The sequence below is a fragment of the Mesorhizobium sp. WSM1386 genome (assembly GCF_055901595.1).
Map to the genome: position 1 here is coordinate 2515940 of NZ_CM148373.1, position 21011 is coordinate 2536950.

24 protein-coding genes are annotated in these 21011 nt (G+C 63.2%); 13 read left to right on the plus strand and 11 right to left on the minus strand.

Annotation, left to right across the window (positions count from 1 at the left end; all coding sequences use genetic code 11):
• Positions 1–87 precede the first annotated feature (87 nt).
• On the minus strand, positions 88–546 hold the full coding sequence (locus AC0NIH_RS12320) for an Lrp/AsnC family transcriptional regulator (RefSeq protein ID WP_473461285.1): 459 nt from the start codon (positions 544–546) through the stop codon (positions 88–90).
• A gap of 187 nt (positions 547–733) precedes the next feature.
• On the opposite strand from AC0NIH_RS12320, the gene AC0NIH_RS12325 reads away from it, so the two are divergent.
• Both AC0NIH_RS12325 and AC0NIH_RS12330 read left to right on the plus strand, forming a co-directional pair.
• Positions 734–1468 carry an AzlC family ABC transporter permease gene (locus tag AC0NIH_RS12325; RefSeq protein WP_473461288.1) on the plus strand — a complete coding sequence of 245 codons (735 nt, stop codon included), beginning with the start codon at positions 734–736 and terminating at the stop codon, positions 1466–1468.
• The gene (locus AC0NIH_RS12330; RefSeq protein WP_473461290.1) at positions 1465–1764 is read left to right on the plus strand and encodes an AzlD family protein; all 300 of its coding nucleotides are present in this window, start codon (positions 1465–1467) and stop codon (positions 1762–1764) included. Before AC0NIH_RS12325 ends, AC0NIH_RS12330 begins: the two co-directional genes overlap by 4 nt.
• A 14-nt stretch (positions 1765–1778) precedes the next feature.
• Here the strand turns inward: AC0NIH_RS12330 and AC0NIH_RS12335 are convergent, their stop codons facing one another.
• From AC0NIH_RS12335 to AC0NIH_RS12345, 3 genes are all read right to left on the minus strand, one after another.
• Entirely contained in the window at positions 1779–2072 is a 294-nt protein-coding gene (locus AC0NIH_RS12335) for a type II toxin-antitoxin system RelE/ParE family toxin (protein ID WP_352713010.1), read from the minus strand.
• 2 nt (positions 2073–2074) lie between these two features.
• Complete coding sequence (locus AC0NIH_RS12340; protein WP_473461294.1) at positions 2075–2314, minus strand: CopG family ribbon-helix-helix protein; 240 nt, start codon at positions 2312–2314, stop codon at positions 2075–2077.
• 180 nt (positions 2315–2494) lie between these two features.
• On the minus strand, positions 2495–3130 hold the full coding sequence (locus tag AC0NIH_RS12345; RefSeq protein WP_013893660.1) for an FMN-dependent NADH-azoreductase: 636 nt from the start codon (positions 3128–3130) through the stop codon (positions 2495–2497).
• Positions 3131–3238: 108 nt separating this feature from the next.
• On the opposite strand from AC0NIH_RS12345, the gene AC0NIH_RS12350 reads away from it, so the two are divergent.
• From AC0NIH_RS12350 to AC0NIH_RS12365, 4 genes are all read left to right on the plus strand, one after another.
• Positions 3239–4192: a LysR family transcriptional regulator gene (locus AC0NIH_RS12350; RefSeq protein WP_224688173.1), complete on the plus strand. Its 954-nt coding sequence runs from the start codon at positions 3239–3241 to the stop codon at positions 4190–4192.
• Between the two features lie 152 nt (positions 4193–4344).
• A complete protein-coding gene (locus tag AC0NIH_RS12355; RefSeq protein WP_023779098.1) occupies positions 4345–4926 on the plus strand; it encodes a TetR/AcrR family transcriptional regulator in 582 nt (193 codons plus the stop codon).
• 125 nt (positions 4927–5051) lie between these two features.
• Positions 5052–6356 carry a beta-ketoacyl-ACP synthase II gene (gene fabF, locus AC0NIH_RS12360; RefSeq protein WP_473461715.1) on the plus strand — a complete coding sequence of 435 codons (1305 nt, stop codon included), beginning with the start codon at positions 5052–5054 and terminating at the stop codon, positions 6354–6356.
• Between the two features lie 74 nt (positions 6357–6430).
• Positions 6431–7246, plus strand: a complete 816-nt coding sequence (locus tag AC0NIH_RS12365; RefSeq protein ID WP_023779096.1) for an oxidoreductase — start codon at positions 6431–6433, stop codon at positions 7244–7246.
• A 46-nt stretch (positions 7247–7292) separates the two neighbouring features.
• On the opposite strand, the gene AC0NIH_RS12370 is transcribed toward AC0NIH_RS12365, so the two are convergent.
• Positions 7293–7886: a TetR/AcrR family transcriptional regulator gene (locus tag AC0NIH_RS12370; protein WP_023779095.1), complete on the minus strand. Its 594-nt coding sequence runs from the start codon at positions 7884–7886 to the stop codon at positions 7293–7295.
• Positions 7887–7952: 66 nt separating this feature from the next.
• Here AC0NIH_RS12370 and AC0NIH_RS12375 point away from each other — a divergent pair, with 66 nt between their 5' ends.
• Together AC0NIH_RS12375 and AC0NIH_RS12380 are read left to right on the plus strand one after the other, a co-directional pair.
• Entirely contained in the window at positions 7953–8378 is a 426-nt protein-coding gene (locus tag AC0NIH_RS12375; protein ID WP_473461299.1) for a VOC family protein, read from the plus strand.
• Positions 8379–8584: 206 nt separating this feature from the next.
• Positions 8585–11425, plus strand: a complete 2841-nt coding sequence (locus AC0NIH_RS12380; protein ID WP_473461301.1) for a patatin-like phospholipase family protein — start codon at positions 8585–8587, stop codon at positions 11423–11425.
• 55 nt (positions 11426–11480) lie between these two features.
• Here the strand turns inward: AC0NIH_RS12380 and AC0NIH_RS12385 are convergent, their stop codons facing one another.
• Positions 11481–12431, minus strand: a complete 951-nt coding sequence (locus AC0NIH_RS12385; protein WP_473461304.1) for a S1C family serine protease — start codon at positions 12429–12431, stop codon at positions 11481–11483.
• Between the two features lie 226 nt (positions 12432–12657).
• On the opposite strand from AC0NIH_RS12385, the gene AC0NIH_RS12390 reads away from it, so the two are divergent.
• Positions 12658–13530, plus strand: coding sequence for a S1C family serine protease (locus tag AC0NIH_RS12390; RefSeq protein ID WP_473461306.1), 873 nt, complete (start codon positions 12658–12660; stop codon positions 13528–13530).
• Positions 13531–13538: 8 nt separating this feature from the next.
• Positions 13539–14171, plus strand: coding sequence for a helix-turn-helix transcriptional regulator (locus tag AC0NIH_RS12395; protein ID WP_473461308.1), 633 nt, complete (start codon positions 13539–13541; stop codon positions 14169–14171).
• 118 nt (positions 14172–14289) lie between these two features.
• Here the strand turns inward: AC0NIH_RS12395 and AC0NIH_RS12400 are convergent, their stop codons facing one another.
• Positions 14290–14628: a type II toxin-antitoxin system VapB family antitoxin gene (locus AC0NIH_RS12400; RefSeq protein WP_473461311.1), complete on the minus strand. Its 339-nt coding sequence runs from the start codon at positions 14626–14628 to the stop codon at positions 14290–14292.
• Positions 14629–14730: 102 nt separating this feature from the next.
• On the opposite strand from AC0NIH_RS12400, the gene AC0NIH_RS12405 reads away from it, so the two are divergent.
• A complete protein-coding gene (locus AC0NIH_RS12405) occupies positions 14731–15597 on the plus strand; it encodes an SDR family oxidoreductase (RefSeq protein ID WP_473461313.1) in 867 nt (288 codons plus the stop codon).
• Here the strand turns inward: AC0NIH_RS12405 and AC0NIH_RS12410 are convergent.
• From AC0NIH_RS12410 to AC0NIH_RS12420, 3 genes are all read right to left on the minus strand, one after another.
• A complete protein-coding gene (locus AC0NIH_RS12410; RefSeq protein WP_013893673.1) occupies positions 15594–15887 on the minus strand; it encodes a type II toxin-antitoxin system RelE/ParE family toxin in 294 nt (97 codons plus the stop codon). The two genes, AC0NIH_RS12405 and AC0NIH_RS12410, sit on opposite strands and share 4 nt — an antisense overlap.
• On the minus strand, positions 15884–16120 hold the full coding sequence (locus AC0NIH_RS12415; RefSeq protein ID WP_224688184.1) for a type II toxin-antitoxin system ParD family antitoxin: 237 nt from the start codon (positions 16118–16120) through the stop codon (positions 15884–15886). Before AC0NIH_RS12415 ends, AC0NIH_RS12410 begins: the two co-directional genes overlap by 4 nt.
• 461 nt (positions 16121–16581) lie before the next feature.
• Entirely contained in the window at positions 16582–18891 is a 2310-nt protein-coding gene (locus AC0NIH_RS12420) for an OmpA family protein (RefSeq protein ID WP_473461317.1), read from the minus strand.
• Positions 18892–19088: 197 nt separating this feature from the next.
• Between AC0NIH_RS12420 and AC0NIH_RS12425 the strand changes: the two genes are divergently transcribed.
• Entirely contained in the window at positions 19089–19535 is a 447-nt protein-coding gene (locus AC0NIH_RS12425) for a YcgN family cysteine cluster protein (protein ID WP_473461717.1), read from the plus strand.
• Positions 19536–19741: 206 nt separating this feature from the next.
• Complete coding sequence (locus AC0NIH_RS12430) at positions 19742–20113, plus strand: hypothetical protein (protein ID WP_023767079.1); 372 nt, start codon at positions 19742–19744, stop codon at positions 20111–20113.
• A gap of 187 nt (positions 20114–20300) precedes the next feature.
• Here the strand turns inward: AC0NIH_RS12430 and AC0NIH_RS12435 are convergent, their stop codons facing one another.
• Positions 20301–21011: an SIMPL domain-containing protein gene (locus AC0NIH_RS12435; RefSeq protein WP_473461319.1), complete on the minus strand. Its 711-nt coding sequence runs from the start codon at positions 21009–21011 to the stop codon at positions 20301–20303.

Sequence of the window (21011 nt, forward strand, 5' to 3'; positions counted from 1 at the left end):
CGGGGCCGGTCCTACAATCTGGTTGCATTTTTTATCCAGTCTGGGAATGGCGCCGTTTCTGGCAGCCCTGCCGCCTTGCGGGGCACCTCAGATCGGCAGTTCCAACGTGTATTTGATGGTCTGGCTGGGGACGTCGGTCTTGACGTTCTGGACGCCCTTGATGCGGCTCAGATGCTCCGACTGGAAGCGGCGATAGTCGTCGATGCTGTCCGCCACGATGCGCACCATGGCATCGCAGTCGCCGAGCATCAGGTAGCATTCCATGACATGGGGCAGCTTGGCCACTTCGGTGGCGAAATGCTCGATCGTGTCCTCGTCCTGCGCCTTCAGCCAGATGCGGGTGAAGAAGGTGAGGCCCTTGCCGATGCTGGCCGGGTTGAGCACGGCGACATAGCGGTCGATGACTCCGGCCTCCTCCAGGAGCTTCACGCGCCGGAGGCAAGGCGAGGGCGACAGGCCGACCTGATTGGCCAGATCGTTGTTGGCCATGCGGCCGTCGCGCTGCAAAGCCCGCAGGATGCGCTTGTCGATGTCATCGAGCCGCATGGCTTTGGATTCCATTTTTCTGATGGTCTGTGATATCAAATGCCAAAAATCGACCAAAAGCAACCATCTTCGCAAGCAAATTGCGGGAAGGTGTGGGTATGTTTGCGGCCGACATCACGAGAGTTCGAAGGCAGGGAAGCGGCGGCCGCGAGGCCGGCCGACGGTAAGGCATGGGCATTTCCGGGGCATGACCATTTCACAGGCAGTCGAGGCGGCGGGCGACGGTTCGGGATCGGAGTTCCGCCGGGGCGTGGCGTCCTGCGCGCCGGTGCTGCTCGGCACCATTCCCTATGCGCTGGTGCTCGGCGCGCAGGCCACGCAGAAAGGGCTGAGTGCGGTCGAATTGTCCATGATGACGGGGCTGAACTTCGCCGGCGGCTCGGAATTCGCGGCGATCCAGTTGTGGACGTCGCCGCCGCATATCCTGCTCATCGTCGCCATCACCTTCCTGGTCAACAGCCGTCATCTGCTGATGGGAGCGGCGCTGGCGCCGTTCCTGCGCGACCTGCCGCGGCGCAAGGTGTTTCCGGCGCTGTTCTTCCTATGCGATGAAAGCTGGGCGCTGGGGCTTTCAGACGCCAAGCAGCGTGCAGGGGCGGGCATCACGCCGGCCTTCAGCCCGCGCTATTATATGGGCGCGGCACTGGCGATGTATCTGACCTGGGTGGCCTTCACCACGCTGGGCGCCTTGCTCGGCCCGATGCTCGGCCATATCGAGACCTACGGTTTCGACATGGCGTTTCCGGCGGTCTTCCTGGTGCTGATGCGCGGCATGTGGAAAGGAGTGGCGGCGGCACGGCCCTGGCTGGTCAGCCTCGTTGTCGCCGCACTCGTCTATCTCTTCGTTCCCGGCGCCTGGTACGTCGCGGCGGGTGCGGTGTCGGGACTGGTCGCGGCCTGGCTGATGGCAGGTGACGCATGATCGATGCGGCGAGCCTTTTCACCATCGTGCTGATGGCCGGCGTCACCTATCTGACGCGGATCGGCGGCTATTTCGTGCTGCGCAACCGCACGATTGGCGCGCGTGCCACGGCGGTGATGGAGGCGGCACCCGGTTGCGTGCTGATCTCGGTCATCGCGCCGGCCTTCGTGTCGCGGAATCCGGCCGATCTCCTGGCGCTGGCCATCACCTTTGTCGCCGCGACACGACTGTCCATGCTGCCGACAGTGTTGATCGGGGTCGCCGCGGCGGGTCTGCTCAGGCATTTCATTGGCTAGGAAAAGCGGCGGGCTCACAGGGTTCGCGGCCACTGTTGGGCGGCGTGTATGACGGTCAGTATTTCGACGGCATCTCGGCTTACGCGATAGGGGACGATATAGGGAATATCGACCAAAACGAGTTCTCGCGTCGCCTTGATCCGCCCAACGCGACCCATGGCCGGCTGTTCGATGAGCAACTCCGCCGCGGACAAGATGCGCGCAATTACACGAGCAGCGGCTTCGGGGTTGTCTTTCTCGATGTGCGCGCCGATTTCGTCAAGCCGACGCAGCGCCCGCTTGGTCCAACGGATTGTCTTGCCGCTCATAATCAGCGCGCGGGCTTGATATATTTTCCAATCACGGCCGCGAGTTCTTGATCATTAGCGAATTCACCGCGCTCGGCCTCGGCCAATCCGGCCTCTATCTCCGCGAGCTGCCACTCCTGTCGGGCTACAAAGTCTTCGATGGCCTGGGCTGCCATATAAGAGCGCGAGCGATCGAGCTTTTCGGCGAGCTGGTCCAGCCTATCTGCCGTGTCATCGGGGAGGCGTACGGTAAAAGCTGTCATGACAACGATCCACCTTGGTTCACATTGATTGTGAGCGAACCAAGGCGGTTCGTCAAGCCGCGCGCCAAGGATCGGGCGCTCCGCCCTGTCTAAATCCGAAAAGCGAGCGAGAAGGGCTGCCATTGGACAGCGAGAAAGGGCAGGCGCCAAAAGCGTCTGCCCTTCAATTCGAGCCTTCCCTTAGGCGGCTGTCGCGACATCCCGGCTTGCCGCCACCACGGCATCGACCTTGGCGGTCGCCTTGGCCAAAGCGGCCGCGACCGCGTCGGGACCCATGCTGACGCCTTCGATGCGGATGACATCGACATCGGTCATGCCGAGGAAGCCGAGCACGCCGCGCAGATAGGGAATCGCGTGATCGAACTGCACGGCCGCACCTTCGGAATAGACGCCGCCCGAAGCCAATACGACATAGACCTTCTTGCCGGTGACGAGGCCCTTGGGGCCATTCTCGCCATAGGCAAAGCTCCTGCCGGAGCGGGAAATATGGTCGACCCAGGACTTCAACGTCGAGGAGATGTTGAAGTTGATGAAGCCGGTGGCCAGGATCACCGTGTCGGCGGCGAACAGCTCATCGAGCACGACGTCGGAGACGCCGACGACCTCGGCCTGGCGCTGGGTGCGGGCTTCAACGGGCGTGTAGATGCCGGTCGCGTAGTCCGCATCGATGTGCGGCAGCGGGTTGGCGACGAGGTCGCGCACGACGAGCGTGTTCGACGGATCGGCGGCGACGAGCTTTTCAGCGAATTCGGTGGCGATGCGGGTCGAGTGCGAGGCAGCGCCACGCGGGCTCGAAGTGACGAGAAGAATGGACATAGCGGGTCTCTCCAGTGGAATGAATTGTCCCGCCAGATATGGAGCTATCGATCCATCGGATAAACTGGTATATTTTCTATACGATCCATCCACAAAATAGATATAGAGATGCAACCCAATCCGACACTCGACCAGCTGCAGATCCTTGTCGCCGTGGCCGACACCGGGAGTTTCTCGGCCGCCGGCCGCAAGCTCAACCGGGCTCAATCCGTCATCAGCTATGGCATCGCCAATCTCGAGGCGCAGCTTGGGCTCAAGCTGTTCGAGCGCGAGGGCACGCGCGAGCCGCAACTGACCGAGATCGGCCGGGCGATGCTGGAGGATGCAAGGCGCATGATCGGCGTGCTGCAGCGTATGCGTTCGCGCGCCGACGGCCATCATCACGGGCTGGAAGCCGAGGTGGCGCTCTCGGTCGATGCGTCGTTGCCCTCATCGGTACTGGTGCGGGTGCTGAAGGCGTTCGAGACGCAGTTTCCAACCGTGATGCTGCGCCTGCATATCGGCACGCTCGGCCTGATCCCCGATCATGTGGTCAGCGGACAGGCCGATCTCGGCATTGGCGGCTTGCTGGGCGATGTCGACGTGCATCTCGTGCGCATCGGCTTCATGTCGATCGTGCTGGCCGCGGCCCCCAGCCACCCGCTGGCGCTGCTGCCGAAACCGCTGGCACTCGAGGATGTGCGCGAACACACCCAGCTTGTCGTGACCGATCAGTCCGAGCGCACCAAGGGACGCGACTTCGGTGTCTTCGCCTACCGGACCTGGCGTCTCACGGATATGCGCACCAAACACATGCTGATGCGCGAGGGCCTCGGCTGGGGCGGCCTGCCGCGCTGGCTGATATCAGACGATCTGGCAAGCGGCCGGCTGGTGGAACTCGACCTTGAACCCTTCAGCGAGGTGCGCTCGCCGCTGTTTGCCATGCATCGCAACGACACCAGCCCGAAGCCGGCGGCAGCCTGGCTGATCGAGCGGTTCAAGCGCGGGCTCGGCTGCTTCAACGAGTTCGAGCCGGGTGAGGTGCCCGCGGAAGGGCCGGAAACGTCCAACGCGCAAGGGTGAGCTCGGCGATGGCCGAACGAGGACGTCAGGCCACAACAAGGCATTGCCGTTCCCTTGTTGGCAGCCGGCTTGGCACCCGGCGCCTCAAATAGATTGCGGTCGAACTCTATCTCTGATATAGATGACGAACGAAATCTAAATTAGAGGTCGACATGAGAGTGAGCCGTGCGCAGGCGGAAGCAAATCGCGAAGCGGTGATCGACGCCGCGAGCCGGCTTTTTCGAGAGCATGGCTTCGATGGCATCGGGCTGAAGGACCTGATGAAGGGCGCCGGTCTTACTCAGGGTGGATTCTACAAGCAGTTCGAATCCAAGGACGATCTGGCCGCACGAGCATCGAGGCGGGCGATGGAGCACGCGACCCGGAGATGGTCGGCCGCAATCGCCGCAAGCCCTGACCCGCTCGAGGCCGTGATCGGTTTCTACCTTTCACCCGGACATCGCGAAACGAAGGGCGAGGGTTGTCCATTGGTGGCGCTTGGCTCGGACGCGGCGCGTCAAAGCGAGGAGGTGAGAGAGCCATTCCAGGATGGGATCGCAGCTCACCTCGAGATTCTCGACCAATTGATGCCTGGGGCCGAAGGAGCGGGAGACCATCGCAAAGCGATGGCGATGCTGTCGCTCATGGTGGGTGCCGTAACGATCTCCCGCATCCTGAAAGACGAGGAGATGTCGCGGCGTTTTCTCAGCGCTGCCGCTGGCGAGGTCAGGCAAATAGCGGCTTCGCGGGAATAGCTCCGATACGCACTGCGCATCTTTGACCACCTCGCGGCATGCCATTTGCCGAACATGCGGTGATCGAGATGTCGCCACGACGCTGTCGCGCGAACGAATCCAACAGAATGACAACCGGAGTACGCATGCGTCGTATCGTTATCACAGGCATGGGAGCAGTTAGCCCGCTCGGAGCCAACGTGCCGACTTCCTGGTCCCGCCTCTTGGCTGGCCGCTCGGGCATCCGGAGGCTTGCGGATGATGTCGTGGGAGACTTGCCGGCAAAGATCGGCGCAACGGTTCCTTCCCTGCAGGAAGACCCCGAAGCCGGCTTCGATCCAGACACCGTCCTGGCCCCGAAGGAACAGCGCAGGGCAGACCGCTTCATCCTCTTCGCACTGGCGGCGGCGGAAGAGGCGATGTCCCAGGCGAAGTGGAAACCAGTCTCGAACGATGACAAGGCCCGTACCGCGACGATCATCGCTTCGGGTGTCGGAGGATTTCCGGCGATAACCGAAGCTGTGAGAACCGTCGATCAGCGCGGTGTTCGGCGTCTGTCGCCATTCACTGTGCCATCGTTCCTGGTGAACATGGCAGCGGGACAGATTTCCATCCGATACGGCTTCAAGGGACCGCTTGGCGCTCCGGTGACGGCGTGCGCGGCCGGCATTCAGGCGATCGGCGACGCGGCGCGTCTTATCCGCGCCAATGAAGCCGATATCGCGGTGTGCGGCGGAACCGAAGCCTGCATTAACGCGGTCAGTCTCGGCGGTTTCGCCGCGGCACGCTCCCTCTCGACGTCCTTCAATCACCGTCCCGATCAGGCCTCGCGTCCGTTCGACATGTTGCGTGACGGCTTCGTCATGGGTGAGGGGGCCGGTGTCCTGGTCGTCGAGGCATTGAGCCACGCGCTCGCGCGTGGCGCCAAGCCGCTCGCCGAGCTCGTCGGTTACGGCACGACGGCGGACGCTTATCACATCACATCGGGTCCCGAGGATGGCGACGGTGCCCGCCGAGCCATGGAGATCGCGATCAGCCAAGCCGGCATTTCGGCACGGGACGTCCGCCATCTCAATGCGCACGCAACCTCCACGCCGGTCGGCGATTCCGGGGAGATCGAGGCGATCAAAAGGGTCTTTGGCACGGATTTCAGCATAGCTGTCAGCGGGACAAAGGCGGCGACCGGACATCTGCTGGGAGCGGCCGGCGGGCTTGGCGCCATCTTCACGATCCTTGCGCTCAGGGATCAGGTCGCGCCGCCGACACTCAACCTGACGGCCCCCGATCCGGCCGGCGACGGGATCGATTTCGTCGCAAACCAGGCCCGGCCATTGGAGATGGACTACGCGATCTCCAATGGCTTCGGCTTTGGAGGGGTCAATGCCAGTGCGTTGTTCCGGCGCTGGACGGACACGTCATCGAGCGCGAGCGCGGAAGGATCCTCCGGCTGAGATTGCCCCTGACCGCGCCCGCGCATGCCGCATTTCAAGAACACAAATCCGGCTCAGAGAAAGAAGCGAATTCCATGAACAAGATCAATCCCGGCGTCGCCCTCGTGACAGGCGCATCTTCCGGCATTGGCCGCGCTACGGCTGATGCCTTGCTAAGCGCGGGCTATCGCGTATTCGGAACCAGCCGTCGCACGGCCTCCAAGCAATCCGACGGCGTTACCATGCTAACCTGCGACGTGACCGATGATGCGTCTGTCGCGAAACTCGTCGATGACGTCCTGGCCAAGGCCGGACGCATCGACCTGCTCGTCAACAATGCCGGCATGGGTCTGTTTGGCGGTGCGGAGGAGTCCTCGACCGCCCAGGCCCAGGCGCTGTTCGACGTGAACGTCTTCGGCGTCTTCCGCGTGACCAACGCGGTGTTGCCGGCAATGCGGCGCCAGGGGAAGGGCAGAATCGTCAATTTGAGTTCGGTACAGGGGTTCATCCCCGCCCCCTATTTCGCGCTCTACGCGTCGACCAAACATGCCATCGAGGGGTATTCCGAATCGCTCGATCACGAATTGCGCCCGTTCGGCATTCGCGTTTCGTTGGTGGAGCCGGCCTACACCCGTACTTCATTCGAGGACAATCTCGCCGCCCCCGATCAGTTGCTCGATATCTATGACTCCGCGCGCTCCGGCATGACCATGGCCGTGCGGAAATCGATGGAAAAAGGCGATGCGCCCGAAATGGTAGCGGCGACGGTTCTGGCCGCTGCGATCGATCCCGCTCCGAAGAAGCGCTATGCGGCGGGAAAGATGGCGCGCCAGGTCAGTTTGCTGCGCCGCTTCGTCCCCGCATCCGCATTCGACAAAAGCCTGCGAAGACAACTCGGGCTGCCGGTCTGAGACGGGTGTTGGTTTACCGCTGTTTGGGGGGAAACGATGAATCGCGTCAGGCGCGGGACAGTCCGTCGATCAGCGCCATGAGAACTGCGCGATAGTCCTCGGCCGAGGCGCCTGCCTCGATGGCAAGTGCCGCGCGGTCGAACGCAGCAGCAAGCAGCGCGGTCAGTGCTTCCGCCGGCAGTCGTGTCATCATGTTGGCGCGCATCGCCGCGACCAGGCCCTCGCGCAGCGCGCGGTTGCCGTGGCGGTTGTCGATCGCGTCCATGGCGGCGCGGCCGAGGACGGCAGGACCATCAAGCAGCAGCAACCGTGTGCGGCCGGGCGCGCGCATGGCGGCGAGATAGGCGTCCGAGCCGGCGATCAACGCATCGCGGGCTTCGAGCGAGGAAGGGGAGGCGCGATCGATCTCGTCGGCCACTGCCTGCGCCTCCTGCTCGACCACGGCGGCAAACAGCGCCTGCTTGTCGGCGAAGTGGTGATAGAGCGCGCCACGCGTCACGCCGGCGGCGGCTGCGATTTCCGGCGTGCCCGTCTCGGCATAGGATTTTTCCGTGAACAGTTTTCGCGACGCCGCGATCAGGTCGGCGCGCGTGGCCTCGGTACGGTCGCGGTTGGAGCGGCGCGCGGATTCTCGTTGCATACATACAGCCTGTATGTTAATTCAATTTACATGCAGACTGTATGTTGGTTGACGGGAGAAGGAAAGATGAAGACCACGAGCTATTATCCGGTGCTGATGACCGGCGATGTCGCCGGCACGGCGGGCTTCTATGTCGAGCATTTCAGCTTCAAGCCGCTGTTTAAAAGCGACTGGTACGTGCACCTCCAATCGGTGGAAAGCAGCAGGGTCAATCTCGGCATCGTCCGGGGCGACCATGAGACGATCCCGGAAGGGGGACGCGGACGCACATCGGGCCTGCTGATCAATTTCGAAGTGCGCGATCCCGATGCGGTCTACGAACGGATTCTTGCCGCCAGGCTGCCGATCCTGCGAACGCTCCGCGACGAACCTTTCGGCCAGCGCCATTTCATCACCAAAGACCCCAATGGCGTGCTGATCGACGTGATCAAGCCGATCCCGCCCAGCGAAGAATTCCTGGCACAGTACGCGCAGGGCGCGGCGGGAGCATAGCGCTGCCTAGCAGTACTTCTCGGGAGGCGGGACGCAGGAGCCGTGGCCATCCGCGAAGCAAAGCGCCGGATGCCATGAGATCGTTTGTGATTTTCAAGTCACGGATGATGTTGCCGCTGCCTCGACTTCTCCAGCGGCAATAATCCTTGCAGAGAACCTTCTTTGCCTGTTGTATTGTTCCAATAATGGCTGCGTCGGGGGAGGCCATGGCCAAGGACTTCGAGACGGTTCTGCAGTTGGAGCATCGTTCGATCATCCGTCGCCGCAAGGCGCTTGGTGTAAATGTCGTTCCAAGAGATGTAACCGGGGGCAAGCCTGATTCCGTCGCCAAGGGGAATCCGGCGTGGCTGTTCGGTGTCGCACTTTCGGGTGGCGGGATAAGATCGGCTTCGTTCTGCCTCGGCGCACTTCAAGCACTCGACCAATACAAGCTCACGCCCCGGATCGACTATCTGTCGACGGTCTCGGGGGGTGGCTATATCGGATCGGCAATGGTCGCCGATATGACACGTCAGGAGATCGAGCAGGCGAAAACGGGCAAGGACGAGCCGCTCGATTTTCCCTTCGCGTCGGGCGACGATGTGCACGACAATCCGCTCGTCGGCCATATCCGCGACAACAGCCGTTTCCTGGCGCCGCGCGGCTTTCGCGACATCACGCTGTCGATCGGCATCCTGATGCGCGGCTGGATAGTGAATTTCCTCCTGCTTCTGACACTGGTCCTGCCCCTGGCGACGTTCGTCATCCTGACGAACCCGACCACCGACCACCTCGGGCACAGCATCGTTCTCGATGTCGCCAACTGGATGTTCGGAGACGATTGGGGCGAGACGGGATGGACCGCCAGCCTGCGATCCATCGTGGCCAATCCTTTCGTGCTGTCGCGCTCGGGCCTGGTCGTTTTTGCCGTCTGGCTGGTTGCCTGGGGGCTGCGGCGCTCCTACTCCGATAGCTACGCCGCCGCGCGCAAAGGCGAGCATCTCGAACAGGACAGCCTCTGGGCCAAGGATGGCCGTACTCTGCTGCTGGTAACAGGCGGTCTCTTCCTGATCGAAGTTCAACCCAAAATCATCCTCTGGCTGATCGAGGTGACCTCACCGAAATTCGGCCATCGGCAGACGACATTGGAAACGCTCAAGGCTCTGATCACGGCTGCCGCGGCGGTGGTCACAGCCACGGCGGCCTTCAGGGGTATGCTGATTTCCTGGGTGCAGAAAGCCCTCAACTCGCCGAAGATCGGCCACCAGATCCGTGGCTATCTGGCGCGCGCGGCATTCCTGGCGCTCGGCCTTGCCTTGCCTTTGCTCATCTATGGTTTCTTTCTGCTCATTACCCTTTGGGGCATCAAGATATCTCCGATCACATTTCATGGGTTCCATGTATCGTGGATATTTGGCCGTGCCACCGGCTATGCCTATGGCCCCGACTGGCTAACGGCCAACAACCATATCTTGTTTACCGTGCTTGCCCTTTGCATGGCGCTGTTTCTTGCGGGGCGAACCTTTGCGGTTCGCTATCTCGTCGACGACCTGGAGCCTGGCCGGCTCAGCAGCTTCTTTGCCGCGATGGTTCATGACTATAGCGGGTCGATGGTCGCCAAAATATTGGCGGTCGTGGTGGGTTCCGTCGTTTTCGCGGTGGCCGCGAGAATGGTTAAAGATGTCTGGCAGGCGGACGAATTCACGGTGCTGCTCAACTATCTGGCCATCACCGTTATCGTCATAATGGTGGCCTTCAATTTCACCGAGAACGCCAACGGCCTGCACCGCCTCTACCGCGACCGGCTCCGCTGGGCGTTTCGCCTTGGCGGCAGTGAAGGTCAGGCTGACATCGCGTTGAAGGACCTCGGTGTGAAGGCGCCCTATCTGCTGATAAACGGTACGTTGAATGTCCGCCGCGCCAGGCAGGCCGCCGATCCGCCGAGAAAGTCTTTTGTCGCCAGCGCGATCCGCTGGGTGGGAAGAAAGATCGCTGCTGCCATAAGGCTGCGAGCTTGGTGGGGCGGCCCGGACATCGTCCTAGCAGGCCGGCGTCCTCCAGCACCGGCCACTGTCAGCCCGACAGCAGTCGACCCGAGCAAGCGAGGACGCAATGCCGAGTTCTTTCTGTTCTCAAAACATTTCGTCGGCAGTGAATCGACCGGCTATGCGACCTCCGTCGCGATGGCCAGGGAAGAGGGGCAACTGGATCTCGCGGCGGCGGCAGCGATTTCGGGCGCCGCCATCTCCTCGAGCATGGGTCGCATCAGTCTCGGCCTGCTCGGACCAACCCTGGCCCTGTTCAACCTGCGGCTGGGGTTCTGGCTTCCTAATCCGAGTGGGACCGCGTTTGAGGACGAGTGCGAAAGACCGGTCTGGCGTGCGACCGAGGAGGATACTTCCCGGCGAAGCTGGGAGGACATATTGCGGCTGTATCTTCTCGCCGAGGCGACGGGGCAGCTGAGGTCGGACAGTTCGCGCGTCTACATCACCGATGGCGGCCATATCGACAATATCGGCCTGTACCAACTGCTCAAGCGCAAGTGCAAGCTGATCATCGTGGTCGATGCCGAAGCCGATGCCGGCATGAATTTTGGTGCGTTCACCGATGTCCAACGCTTCGCCAGGATCGATCTCGGCGTGCGCATCTCGCTCGACTGGCGGCCAGTCAGGGATGCGGCGCTGATGCGCGACGCCAACCGCAACAAGATCATCCCGCCGGAATCGGAGCTGCATCTCAGGCATTTCGCGGTCGGCAAGATCCTCTACGAGAATGATCCTGTCGAAGGGATCCTTCTCTATGTCAAGGCGTCGGTGACCGGCGACGAACCCGACTATGTTCTCGACTACGAGCGCCGTTATCCGCTTTTCCCGAATGAGCCGACGAGCGATCAGTTCTTTTCGGAAGAGCAGATGGAAGCTTACCGCGCGCTTGGATTCCACGCCATGCGCGTGGCCCTTCGCGAACGGCCGCAAACCGCTTTCATCAAGAGCCTCGACAGCATGCAGGCAGGTCTGGTCACCCTGCTGAAGGCCCGTCTGGGCAATCAGGGGGAGGAAATCAAATAGCGACCGGTGGGCAGTTTCGGGGTCGTTTCCGTTAATGCTCCAGCGGCCCGCGTCGCTAGCCAGCCCGCGCCACCGGCGTCACCGTCAGCTGGCTGACGCCGGTGCGGCGCACCACGGTGCATAGCGTCTCGCGGCCGATGCGCTCGGCGTCGAGCATGCGCACGAGATCATCGACACCGGTGACCGGGCGGCCGTCGATGGCGGCGATGATGTCGCCTTCCTTGAGGCCTGCCTTGGCCGCCGGGCCGTCCTTCTCGATGCTGCGCAGGCGCACCGCCGTCTTGCTCGACACTTGCGACAGCAGTGCCGCGCGGCGCGGCAGGTTGACGGTGTCGGCCGAGATGCCGATGAAGGCGCGGCGCACGCGGCCGAAGCGGATGATCTCCGAAATGACGAACCTGGCGGTGTTGGAGGCGACCGCGAAGGCGATGCCTTGCGCACCGTGGATCATGGCGGTGTTGACGCCGATGACCTCACCGGCCGACGACACCAGCGGCCCGCCGGAATTGCCCGGATTGAGTGCCGCGTCGGTCTGGATGACATCGTCGATCAGCCGGCCGGTCGAGGCCCGCATCGAGCGGCCGAGCGCGGAGACGACGCCCGAGGTGACGGTCCATTCGAAGCCGAGCGGGTTGCCGATGGCAATGGCGATCTGGCCGCGCCGCAGCCGCTTGGAATCGCCAAGCGGCGCGACATCGACGAAGCTGCCGTCGGCACGCACCAGCGCGATGTCGGTGTCGGGGTCGCGGCCAAGCACGCGGCCTTCGCTGGAGGCGCCGTCGGGCATCGAGACGCGCACCGTTCTGGCGTCGCCGACGACGTGGAAGTTGGTGACGACCAGCCCATCCGGCGCAATGACGAAGCCGGAGCCGTGGCCGCCCTGGCCGCCCACCCGCTCGATGCGGCAGACGGCAGGACCGATGCGGTCGACGGCGTCCGCCACCGTCGTCGAATAGGCGTCGAGCAATGTATCGTCGGATTCGAATTTGGCGGCGGCGAGGGCCATGCAAGGGCTCCGTGTTTTCAGGCGTGGCGATGCCTTTTTCCTGTAGGTGCCGTTCTCCCGAAACCGCTGAGCACTTTTGGGCGACACGCACTATATGTGCGGAGCGGCTGGAAGCGCCGCGACCTGACCAGATGGCCAGTCAAACCGGCAACTAGCCGTCAGGCGAGTACCTTCCAGCGTGCTGCCGCGCGATATCTGGGACATGCGAGAAACCCAGGAGACCCCTATGAGCGATTTCAATCTGAGTGCGTTTTCCCAAGCCATTGCCGATCTCGCCGCCAAGGCGGCGCCGGCAATGGCGAGCTTCGCCACGCACCATCACCGCACGGCAAGCGCCTTCCATTGGGGCGACGGCTATTTCGTCACCGCCGAGGAGGCCGTCGAGGCGGGCGAGGAGATCGAGTTGACGCTGGCCTCTGGCGGGACGGTGAAGGCCGAGCTGGTTGGCCGCGATCCTTCGACGGGCGTTGCGCTGCTGAGGCCCGCGGATACCGCCACGACGCCTTTACTTGCCAAGGCCGATGCCGTTCGGCCTGGGAACATCGCCATGGCCATCGGCCGTAGCCAGGGCTCGGCGCTCGCCGTATCGGGCTCGGTCGGCGAAGTCGGTCCGGCCTGGCGCTCGATGCGCGGCGGCACGATCGACCGGCGCATCAATCTGGCCATCGGCGCCGGCGGCCGCTTCGAGGGTGGCCCGGTGCTGGACGCCAAGGGCGCGCTGATCGGCATGCTGTTGTTCGGGCCGCGCGGCCGCGCGCTGGTCATGCCTTACGAGACGATCGAGCGAGCCGTTGCCACCTTGCGCGAAAAGGGGCATGTCGCGCGCGGCTATCTCGGCGCCGGCCTGCATCCGGTGCGTGACCGCGATGCCAAGGGCGCGATGGTGATGAGCCTCGACGACAGTGGCCCCGCCAAGGCCGCAGGCCTGTCCCTGGGCGACATCATCGTGGCATGGAACGGCGAGGCCGTGCACGGCCCGCGCGACCTGATCCGCAGGCTCGGGCCCGACAGCGCCGGGGTTTCTGTAACCCTTGGCGTGGTGCGTGGCGGCGAACAGCGCGATGTGACATTGACCATCGGCGAAAAACCGCTGAGCTGAGAGGATTGATGGAAACGTTCGCCGGCGACCGGATCATGGCTGACGGCGCCGCCTCGCGGCGGCTGGTGGTGCTGGTCGCGCTTGCCGATGCCGCGCGTGCCGAGCATCTGGCCGCCTCGCTTGCCGCCTCCGATGACCTGTTGCCGGCGGTGGCTGGCGGCGACACGGCCGGTGTCGCCATCGTCGACGAGAGCAGCGGAGATGCCGTGCCGGCCTCCATGCCGCGCGTGCTGCTGTCGGGGCGCGCCGGCGGCGAACGGCCCGCCGGCGAGGTGTTTGCCGTCATGCCAATGGACGCGGACGATTTGCTGATCGCCGCGGCGGCACGGCTGGCGGCGGCCGGTTATCGCGTCTCGGGCGATGGCAGGGGCGGACGCCATGAGGATTTCCATGCCGGCGACGGCGAGCCGTTCGAGGATGAAGCGGACGAGCACGCCGCCCGCCCGGCACTGTCTCCCCGCGAGGCGGAAGTGCTGGCGCTGCTTGCCGAAGGCGCGCCCAACAAGGTGATCGCACGCCGGCTCAACATTTCCGTGCACACGGCGAAGTTCCATGTCGCCGCGATCCTGATCAAACTCGGTGCGGCCAACCGCACTGACGCCATCGCCATTGCGATGCGGCAGGGGCTGGTGCTGGTCTAGGAGCGATGTATCCGGCGGATTTGGCGATCATCGGAAGCGTCAGTACTGCCCCTTGCACTATACGGGGACAAAGTGCCTGCAGGTGAGGGGCAGCGCGACGCCGCGAACGAGGTGTTCATCATCTGGTCGGAATTCCGAGTTCGTCGTAACCGAGTATCTCATCTTCCGTCATTGGGTGATCGCGCTTTGGTATCCGACTTGCTTGTTCTGAAATTTCCAAAAGCCTCATCAACTCAGACTCCTTTGGCCGGAACATCGGGCTTTCACGAGTAATTTCGTTTTCGAGGCTCTGCCGGATCGCCTCCGTCACGGACACGCCGCGGCTGCTGGCAAGCTCTCGCGCCAGTTGCTCCACTTCGCTATTCTCAATCAACAAAGCCATTTGATGATCTGCCATTCGGTGGGAAATAATATGCCAAATTTGTTGTAGCGCCACCGTTTGCAGCCAACAGGGCATGGGACCCTCCGCAGCGTCATCATCGCCTTCCGTGGCAAGCACTTGTATCCCGCCGCGCCACAGGCAAGGATCGCGCAAAGAACCAGTTCAGGCGGAGGAAAAATGTCGCTCAAGGGAAAGACGCTGTTCATCTCCGGCGGGTCGCGTGGCATCGGGCTGGCGATCGCGCTGCGCGCCGCGCGCGATGGCGCCAATGTGACGATCGCCGCCAAGACCGCCGAGCCGCATCCGAAGCTGCCGGGCACGATCTACACCGCGGCTGAAGAGATCGAGCAGGCCGGCGGCAAGGCGCTGCCAATGCTGTGCGACATCCGCGAGGAGGCGCAAGTCGCCGAAGCCGTCGCGAAGACCGTGGAGAAATTCGGCGGCATCGATATCTGCGTCAACAATGCTAGCGCCATCCAGCTCACCGGCACGCTGGAGACCGATATGAAGCGCTACGACCTGATGCATCAGATCAACACGCGCGGCACCTTCCTGGTGTCTAAAATGTGCATTCCACACCTGAAGTTAGCCAGCAATCCTCACATCCTGAATCTGGCGCCGCCGCTCGACATGAAGGCCAAATGGTTCAAGAACCACGTCGCCTACACCATGGCCAAGTTCGGCATGTCGATGTGCACGCTGGGCATGAGCGCTGAATTCGCCAAAGACGGCATCGCGGTCAATTCGCTGTGGCCGATCTCGACCATCGACACGGCGGCGGTGCGCAATCTTTTGGGCGGCGCGACGGTGGCGGCAATGAGCCGTTCGCCAGACATCATGGCCGATGCCGCGCATGCCATCTTCATGCGGTCGTCACGCGAGACGTCAGGCAATTTCTATATCGACGAAGAGGTGCTGCGCGCCGAGGGGATCAGCGACTTTTCGGTTTACGCGCCCGGCGCGACCGGGCCGCTGGCCGGCGACTTTTTTGTGCCGGACGAGGTGTTTGCGAATTCCAATACGAAGATCAGGACGAAGTTCTAAAGATGCCTTGGGTAGTCCATTCGCTGATGCAAAATGCGTACAACGTCGATTGATCGATCGGCAATTCGCAAAAAAAGTACGTGAGAGCCAACGGCATACTTCAACAGACCAGGCCGAATATTCTCCGCGTTTTTTGCCATCGCCGGAAATTGGTCTATCAAATTTATGATTGAGCGAATGGTGCGGATATAGGCCTCCGCCCGCTCGGCCCCCCATTCTTTCAGGGAGTGATCCCAAATCTGGTCGAGATCTGCTTTCGCTTTCGGCGAGAACCTGACGGTTCGCTTCATCCACGCTTCTTCGACTCTAGAAAAGCGTCGAAGTCGAATGGCTCTGGACCGCCTGACATATCCCCTTCATCTATGGCGGAGCGGAGTTGCTCCAGCTTTAGCTCTTGCTCTTCCAAAAGACGAAGGCCAGCTCGAACGGTTTCGCTTGCCGACCCAAAACGGCCATTCGCTATCTGCCGCTGGATAAAGGCATCGTACTGGTCGCCTAGGGTAACGGAGGTGTTCTTGGGCATGGTGGGTCTCCAATACCAATAGATGGTATCAACTTACCCGAATGCCAGCAAGCGCTCGAATGAGCGAGGCTTCACGCCACGTCCTTCTTGCTGCTTCATGGGCTGGTTGCGGTGATTTCTCGCGTCGATGCTGGACCCGTATTTCGGTCAGCTCGCCGCGGTTTGCAAGGCAAATTGCGGAAGCAAAAAACCCCGCCGGAGAGGGCCGGCGGGGCTCAGTGCGTCCCGCTGGAGTCGGGACGGGGCAGGGAACGCCCAGTCCTGAATCTGGGGTAGGCCACCTCACGTTTCAATGAGCCGGACCTGATGGCCGGACAATTCTTGTTGAACCCGGGCTGTCGTCCGCATTCCCGCCCATCCCGGCTCTCCGGGATGGGGCCTTGTTGCCGATCTGATTCCAGAAGCCGGCTCAAGCTCCTGGAAATACAGGTTTAATGGACCATGATCTTTCCGGATCAGGGTCAGTTGTTGCTGGCCACCGGCGCCACCAGCGGGGTGATGCGGCGGATCGCGACACGCCGGTTCTCCCGGTTGGGCGCCGAGGTGTCGACCTTCAGATACTCCTCGCCATAGCCCTGCGTCGTCAGGTTCTCCGCCGGGATGCCGAAGGCGTTGGTCAGCGCTTCGGCAACCGCCTCGGCGCGGCGGTCCGACAAGGCCAGGTTTGCCTCCGGCGTGCCGACGGCGTCGGTGTGGCCTTCGATCAGGAAGGTTTCGGCCGGGTTCTTCTTCAAAAGCTTCTCCATGGCGTCGGCGACGCCCTGCAGCTTCTGCACCTCGGTATCGGAGATCGAGGACGAGCCGAATTCGAAGTTCAGCGTGTCAAGGTCGATGCGCCGCGCAATGTCACGCACGCGCGCCGAACGCTTGACCTCGTTGATCGAATAGAGACGCTGGACCCGCTCTACCGGCGGCTGTTCGAGGAAGGTGTAGTAGTCGTCGTCGCTTTCGACATCCTCGGAATCCAGGATGTAGTCCCGGCGCGGAATGGTCAGCCGCATCGGCGGCAGGTCGTCGCCGGGATCGCGCCAGTCGTTTTCATCCTCATAGTGCCGCTCGTCGACATAGCTCAGCACATATTCGCGTCCATCCGGCGCAATGCGCGAACGCTGGATGACGTCGCCATAACGGTTGCGGATGGTGACGATCCGGACACCGTTGTCACGTTCGACGACTTCCCGGGTGCGATCGCCCGACAGATCCTCATAGTACACGTTCCTGGCGCCGCGGGTCATGCGCGGGGCATCATTGCTTTGGACGAATGTCTGGTTGTTGAACTGCAGGATGACGCGATCGCCGAGTTCCCTGACGACATTGACGCCTTTTGGACGCTGGCGGTCGCGGACGTTCTCATCGGGTGCTCGCTCTACGCGCTTGCCCTTTTCCTCCGTCACCGGGGCGATTTTTTCAGGCTGGATTGCCTGCTGGGCCGACTTGTCGTCGGTGGGTGGCGGACCCTGGTCGACAGGAGCGACCACGGGCTTGCGGCCCTGATCGGTGCCTTGCTGAGCGTTTTGGCCACCATTCTGCTGGTCACCGTTCTGCTGCTCGCCATTCTGGTTGGCCGGCTTCCTGCCGCCCTGGCCGTTCTCGCCGCGACCCTTGCGCCGGGCATCCTTCTGGCTGTCGAGAATAGGGGCGGCGTTCTTATCAGCGGGTGCCTCGCCCTGCACGGGGGTTTCGCCCTGGACAGGCGCGGCCTTGCCGCCGGTGGCAGGCTGCTCACCCGTCGCCGGCTGCTCGCCAGTCTGCTGCTGTTGCCCGTTTGCGGGCTGCTCGCCGTTTGCAGGCTGCTCGCCGGCCGGCTTCCTGCCGTGCTTCTTCGTCTTGTCCTGGGGCTGTTCGCCCTGGGCGGGAGCCTGTTCGCCGGCAGGGGCCTGCTCTGCCTTGGGTGTCGGCTGTTCAGCCGGAGCTTCCTTTGGGGTGGGCACGGGCGCGGCCTCTTGCTGGCCCTGCTTGTGCTTCTTGCGCGGGTTCTCGCCTGGCTGGTTGTCGTTGGCGGGGGCTGCCTCGCCGGCCGGCGCCTGCTCGGTCTGCTGTTGCTGCTGATCGCGCTTTTTCCTGCGTGGCTGCTGCTCGTCCGTGGCGGGAGCGGCTTCGCCGGCCGGCGCTTGCTCGGTCTGCTGTTGCTGCTGGTCGCGCTTTTTCCTGCGCGGCTGCTGCTCGTCCGTGGCGGGAGCGGCTTCGCCGGCGGGTGCCTGTTCGACCTGTTGCTGCTGGTCGCGCTTCTTCCTGCGCGGCTGCTGCTCGTCGGTGGCGGGAGCGGCTTCGCCGGCGGGTGCCTGTTCGACCTGTTGCTGCTGGTCGCGCTTTTTCCTGCGCGGCTGCTGCTCGTCGGTGGCGGGAGCGGCTTCGCCGGCGGGTGCCTGTTCGGCCTGTTGCTGCTGGTCGCGCTTTTTCCTGCGAGGCTGCTGCTCGTCCGTGGCGGGAGCGGCTTCGCCGGCGGGTGCCTGTTCGGCCTGCTGCTGCTGGTCGCGCTTTTTCCTGCGCGGCTGCTGCTCGTCGGTGGCGGGAGCGGCCTCGCCGGCGGGTGCCTGTTCGGTCTGCTGCTGCTCGCGCTTCTTGCGCTCAGGCTTCTGTTCCCCTTGCTGTGCGCAGGCTTCGGCCGATTCGCCCTCGGCGCAAGCCGCCTGGGCCAGGATCAACGGTACGGTGCCGCGTTGCATGGAGCCGAACGCGGCACTTCCCTGAAGCGGGGATGCGCCCAACGGCGCGGATGCCATCAACAGGCCAAGTGCTGTGCCTGCCAGAATCCGTGGTTGGCGTTTCATCGAAATTTCTCCTTGTGGGGTCCCATCCCTGCCCAAACCTTCATCATCCATATTGGTTCCGGTTTGCGGGCATTACCGGCAACGAAGGACGATTGACCGGCGTTTTGAAGGCAACTTCATGTTTTTCCTATGGTGGAGCGGCTTTGGCGGCGATTGCAGTGCTTGACCTCGGCCTCCGCCGGGGCCACATCCCCAAAATGGAAACGCCGTTCTGGAAAACAAAGACGCTGGAAGAGATGAGCCCGGCCGAGTGGGAATCGCTCTGCGACGGCTGCGGCAAATGCTGCCTGTCGAAGCTCGAGGACGAGGATACCGGTGAGATTTACTGGACCAGCGTCGGCTGCCGGCTGTTCGACGCGCAGACTTGCCGCTGCGCCGACTATGCCAACCGGCTGGCGCGCGTTCCCGATTGCGTCGGCCTGACGCCGCAGAACGTGGGCACCATCAGCTGGCTGCCCAGCACCTGCGCCTACCGGCTGGTGGCAGAGGGCCGTGACCTCTATTGGTGGCACCGGCTGGTGTCGGGCAGTGCCGGGACCGTGCACGAGGCCGGCATCTCGATGCGCGGCCGCGTCAAGGCGAGCGAGACCGAGCTCGCCGAGCCCGAGGATTATTTTGACTATATGCTCGACGAGGAGCCTTGAGGCTCATAACCGCAAGGCGCGCCGGAAGCATGAACCGGGGCAGGGCGTTTGGGAGGCATAGTGGTGGAGAATCAGCGAAGCTTTCCCTTTCCCGCCACATGAACCGCAGATGAACGGCGGGTTCGTAAATAGTTCAGACAGGCTAGTGCATTCTCCCACCATCGGTTTCACGAGGACGGGCGCAAGCCCGCAACAAGGAGAGAACCATGTACACCACGATCAAGACGGCGGCCCTTTCGGCCCTGGTCGGCCTCGGCACGCTGGCGGCCATTCCCGCCCATGCCGACAGCCTCTATCTCGGCTTCGGCAACAACAACGACCCGCGCTTTGGCGTCTACGCCGGCGACGACGGCTACCGCCATCGCCGTGACGAGCGCCGCGACGACTGGCGCGGCGACGGCTGGCGCCGTGGCTGTTCGCCGGACCGGGCCCTCGACAAGGCCGAGCGTATGGGACTGCATCGCGCCCGCATCGTCGACGCCAACCGCCGTGTCGTCAAGGTCATGGGACGCCAGTATGGGGACCGCGTCGTCATCGTGTTCGCCAACGAGCGCGGATGCCCGATCATCAACCGCTGAGCGGGAGGTCTGGTCGTAGCGGCATGATCCTCCGTGAGGATCAGCCGGGACTAGCGGAGCCCCTTTCCCCATCGGACGGGTGCGGCTCGAAGAAAACCCCGCGGGAGCGATCCCGCGGGGTTTTTCATGCGCCGGCGGATAATCCCACGGCCGGCGTGGGCTCGGCCAATGGAATCACCGGAACCGGCTACTTCAGTTCGAACGTAACGGTGACCTGGACGTTGTAGGCGTTTTCGCCAGCCTGTACCGGAGCCGCGCCGGCCGCGGCATCGAAGGCTTTGGCATTGATCGGCATTGGCGCCGGCCTGATGTTCTGATCCGTGATCTCGAGCACCCGGCCGAGGCTGACGCCGGCCGCCTCGGCGAGCGTCTTGGCCTTGGCCATGGCGTCGGCGACCGCCTTCTTGCGTGCTTCGGTGACGGTGGCCGCCGGATTGTCGTTGGTGAAGGCGATGCCGCCGCCCTGGTTGACGCCGAGCGACACCGCCTTGTCGAGGATCTCGCCGGTCTTGTCGACGTCGCGCACGCGCACCGACAGCGTGTTCGTCACCTGGTAGGCGACGAGTTCGGCCTCCTGGCTGCCGTCCGGCTTGTTGGTGTAGTTGTAGCGCGGATTGATCTGGATGCCCGCGGTCTGCAGATCGCGGTCCTTGACGCCGGCCGCCTTCATCGCGGCGATCACGGCGGCCATGGCGTCGTTGTTGGCGTCGAGTGCCGCGCGCGCGGTCTTGGCCTCGCGCATGACGCTCAGCGTCAAAAGGGCCAGGTCGGGAGCAATGGTTGCTTCGCCTTCACCCGACACGATGATACGGGGCGGCGTCGGCAAATCGGTGGCTCCAGCCGTCGCCGGGAAAGCGACTGCAGCGGCGAGCGCGAGGGGCAAAAAATGTCTGGTCAT

Bases quoted from the DNA above. Each gene is read 5' to 3' on its own strand.
- AC0NIH_RS12320 (WP_473461285.1), bottom strand. From the start codon at position 546: ATGCGGCTCGATGACATCGACAAGCGCATCCTGCGGGCTTTGCAGCGC.
- AC0NIH_RS12325 (WP_473461288.1), top strand. From the start codon at position 734: ATGACCATTTCACAGGCAGTCGAGGCGGCGGGCGACGGTTCGGGATCG.
- AC0NIH_RS12330 (WP_473461290.1), top strand. From the start codon at position 1,465: ATGATCGATGCGGCGAGCCTTTTCACCATCGTGCTGATGGCCGGCGTC.
- AC0NIH_RS12335 (WP_352713010.1), bottom strand. From the start codon at position 2,072: ATGAGCGGCAAGACAATCCGTTGGACCAAGCGGGCGCTGCGTCGGCTT.
- AC0NIH_RS12340 (WP_473461294.1), bottom strand. From the start codon at position 2,314: ATGACAGCTTTTACCGTACGCCTCCCCGATGACACGGCAGATAGGCTG.
- AC0NIH_RS12345 (WP_013893660.1), bottom strand. From the start codon at position 3,130: ATGTCCATTCTTCTCGTCACTTCGAGCCCGCGTGGCGCTGCCTCGCAC.
- AC0NIH_RS12350 (WP_224688173.1), top strand. From the start codon at position 3,239: ATGCAACCCAATCCGACACTCGACCAGCTGCAGATCCTTGTCGCCGTG.
- AC0NIH_RS12355 (WP_023779098.1), top strand. From the start codon at position 4,345: ATGAGAGTGAGCCGTGCGCAGGCGGAAGCAAATCGCGAAGCGGTGATC.
- fabF (WP_473461715.1), top strand. From the start codon at position 5,052: ATGCGTCGTATCGTTATCACAGGCATGGGAGCAGTTAGCCCGCTCGGA.
- AC0NIH_RS12365 (WP_023779096.1), top strand. From the start codon at position 6,431: ATGAACAAGATCAATCCCGGCGTCGCCCTCGTGACAGGCGCATCTTCC.
- AC0NIH_RS12370 (WP_023779095.1), bottom strand. From the start codon at position 7,886: ATGCAACGAGAATCCGCGCGCCGCTCCAACCGCGACCGTACCGAGGCC.
- AC0NIH_RS12375 (WP_473461299.1), top strand. From the start codon at position 7,953: ATGAAGACCACGAGCTATTATCCGGTGCTGATGACCGGCGATGTCGCC.
- AC0NIH_RS12380 (WP_473461301.1), top strand. From the start codon at position 8,585: ATGGCCAAGGACTTCGAGACGGTTCTGCAGTTGGAGCATCGTTCGATC.
- AC0NIH_RS12385 (WP_473461304.1), bottom strand. From the start codon at position 12,431: ATGGCCCTCGCCGCCGCCAAATTCGAATCCGACGATACATTGCTCGAC.
- AC0NIH_RS12390 (WP_473461306.1), top strand. From the start codon at position 12,658: ATGAGCGATTTCAATCTGAGTGCGTTTTCCCAAGCCATTGCCGATCTC.
- AC0NIH_RS12395 (WP_473461308.1), top strand. From the start codon at position 13,539: ATGGAAACGTTCGCCGGCGACCGGATCATGGCTGACGGCGCCGCCTCG.
- AC0NIH_RS12400 (WP_473461311.1), bottom strand. From the start codon at position 14,628: ATGCCCTGTTGGCTGCAAACGGTGGCGCTACAACAAATTTGGCATATT.
- AC0NIH_RS12405 (WP_473461313.1), top strand. From the start codon at position 14,731: ATGTCGCTCAAGGGAAAGACGCTGTTCATCTCCGGCGGGTCGCGTGGC.
- AC0NIH_RS12410 (WP_013893673.1), bottom strand. From the start codon at position 15,887: ATGAAGCGAACCGTCAGGTTCTCGCCGAAAGCGAAAGCAGATCTCGAC.
- AC0NIH_RS12415 (WP_224688184.1), bottom strand. From the start codon at position 16,120: ATGCCCAAGAACACCTCCGTTACCCTAGGCGACCAGTACGATGCCTTT.
- AC0NIH_RS12420 (WP_473461317.1), bottom strand. From the start codon at position 18,891: ATGAAACGCCAACCACGGATTCTGGCAGGCACAGCACTTGGCCTGTTG.
- AC0NIH_RS12425 (WP_473461717.1), top strand. From the start codon at position 19,089: ATGGAAACGCCGTTCTGGAAAACAAAGACGCTGGAAGAGATGAGCCCG.
- AC0NIH_RS12430 (WP_023767079.1), top strand. From the start codon at position 19,742: ATGTACACCACGATCAAGACGGCGGCCCTTTCGGCCCTGGTCGGCCTC.
- AC0NIH_RS12435 (WP_473461319.1), bottom strand. From the start codon at position 21,011: ATGACCAGACATTTTTTGCCCCTCGCGCTCGCCGCTGCAGTCGCTTTC.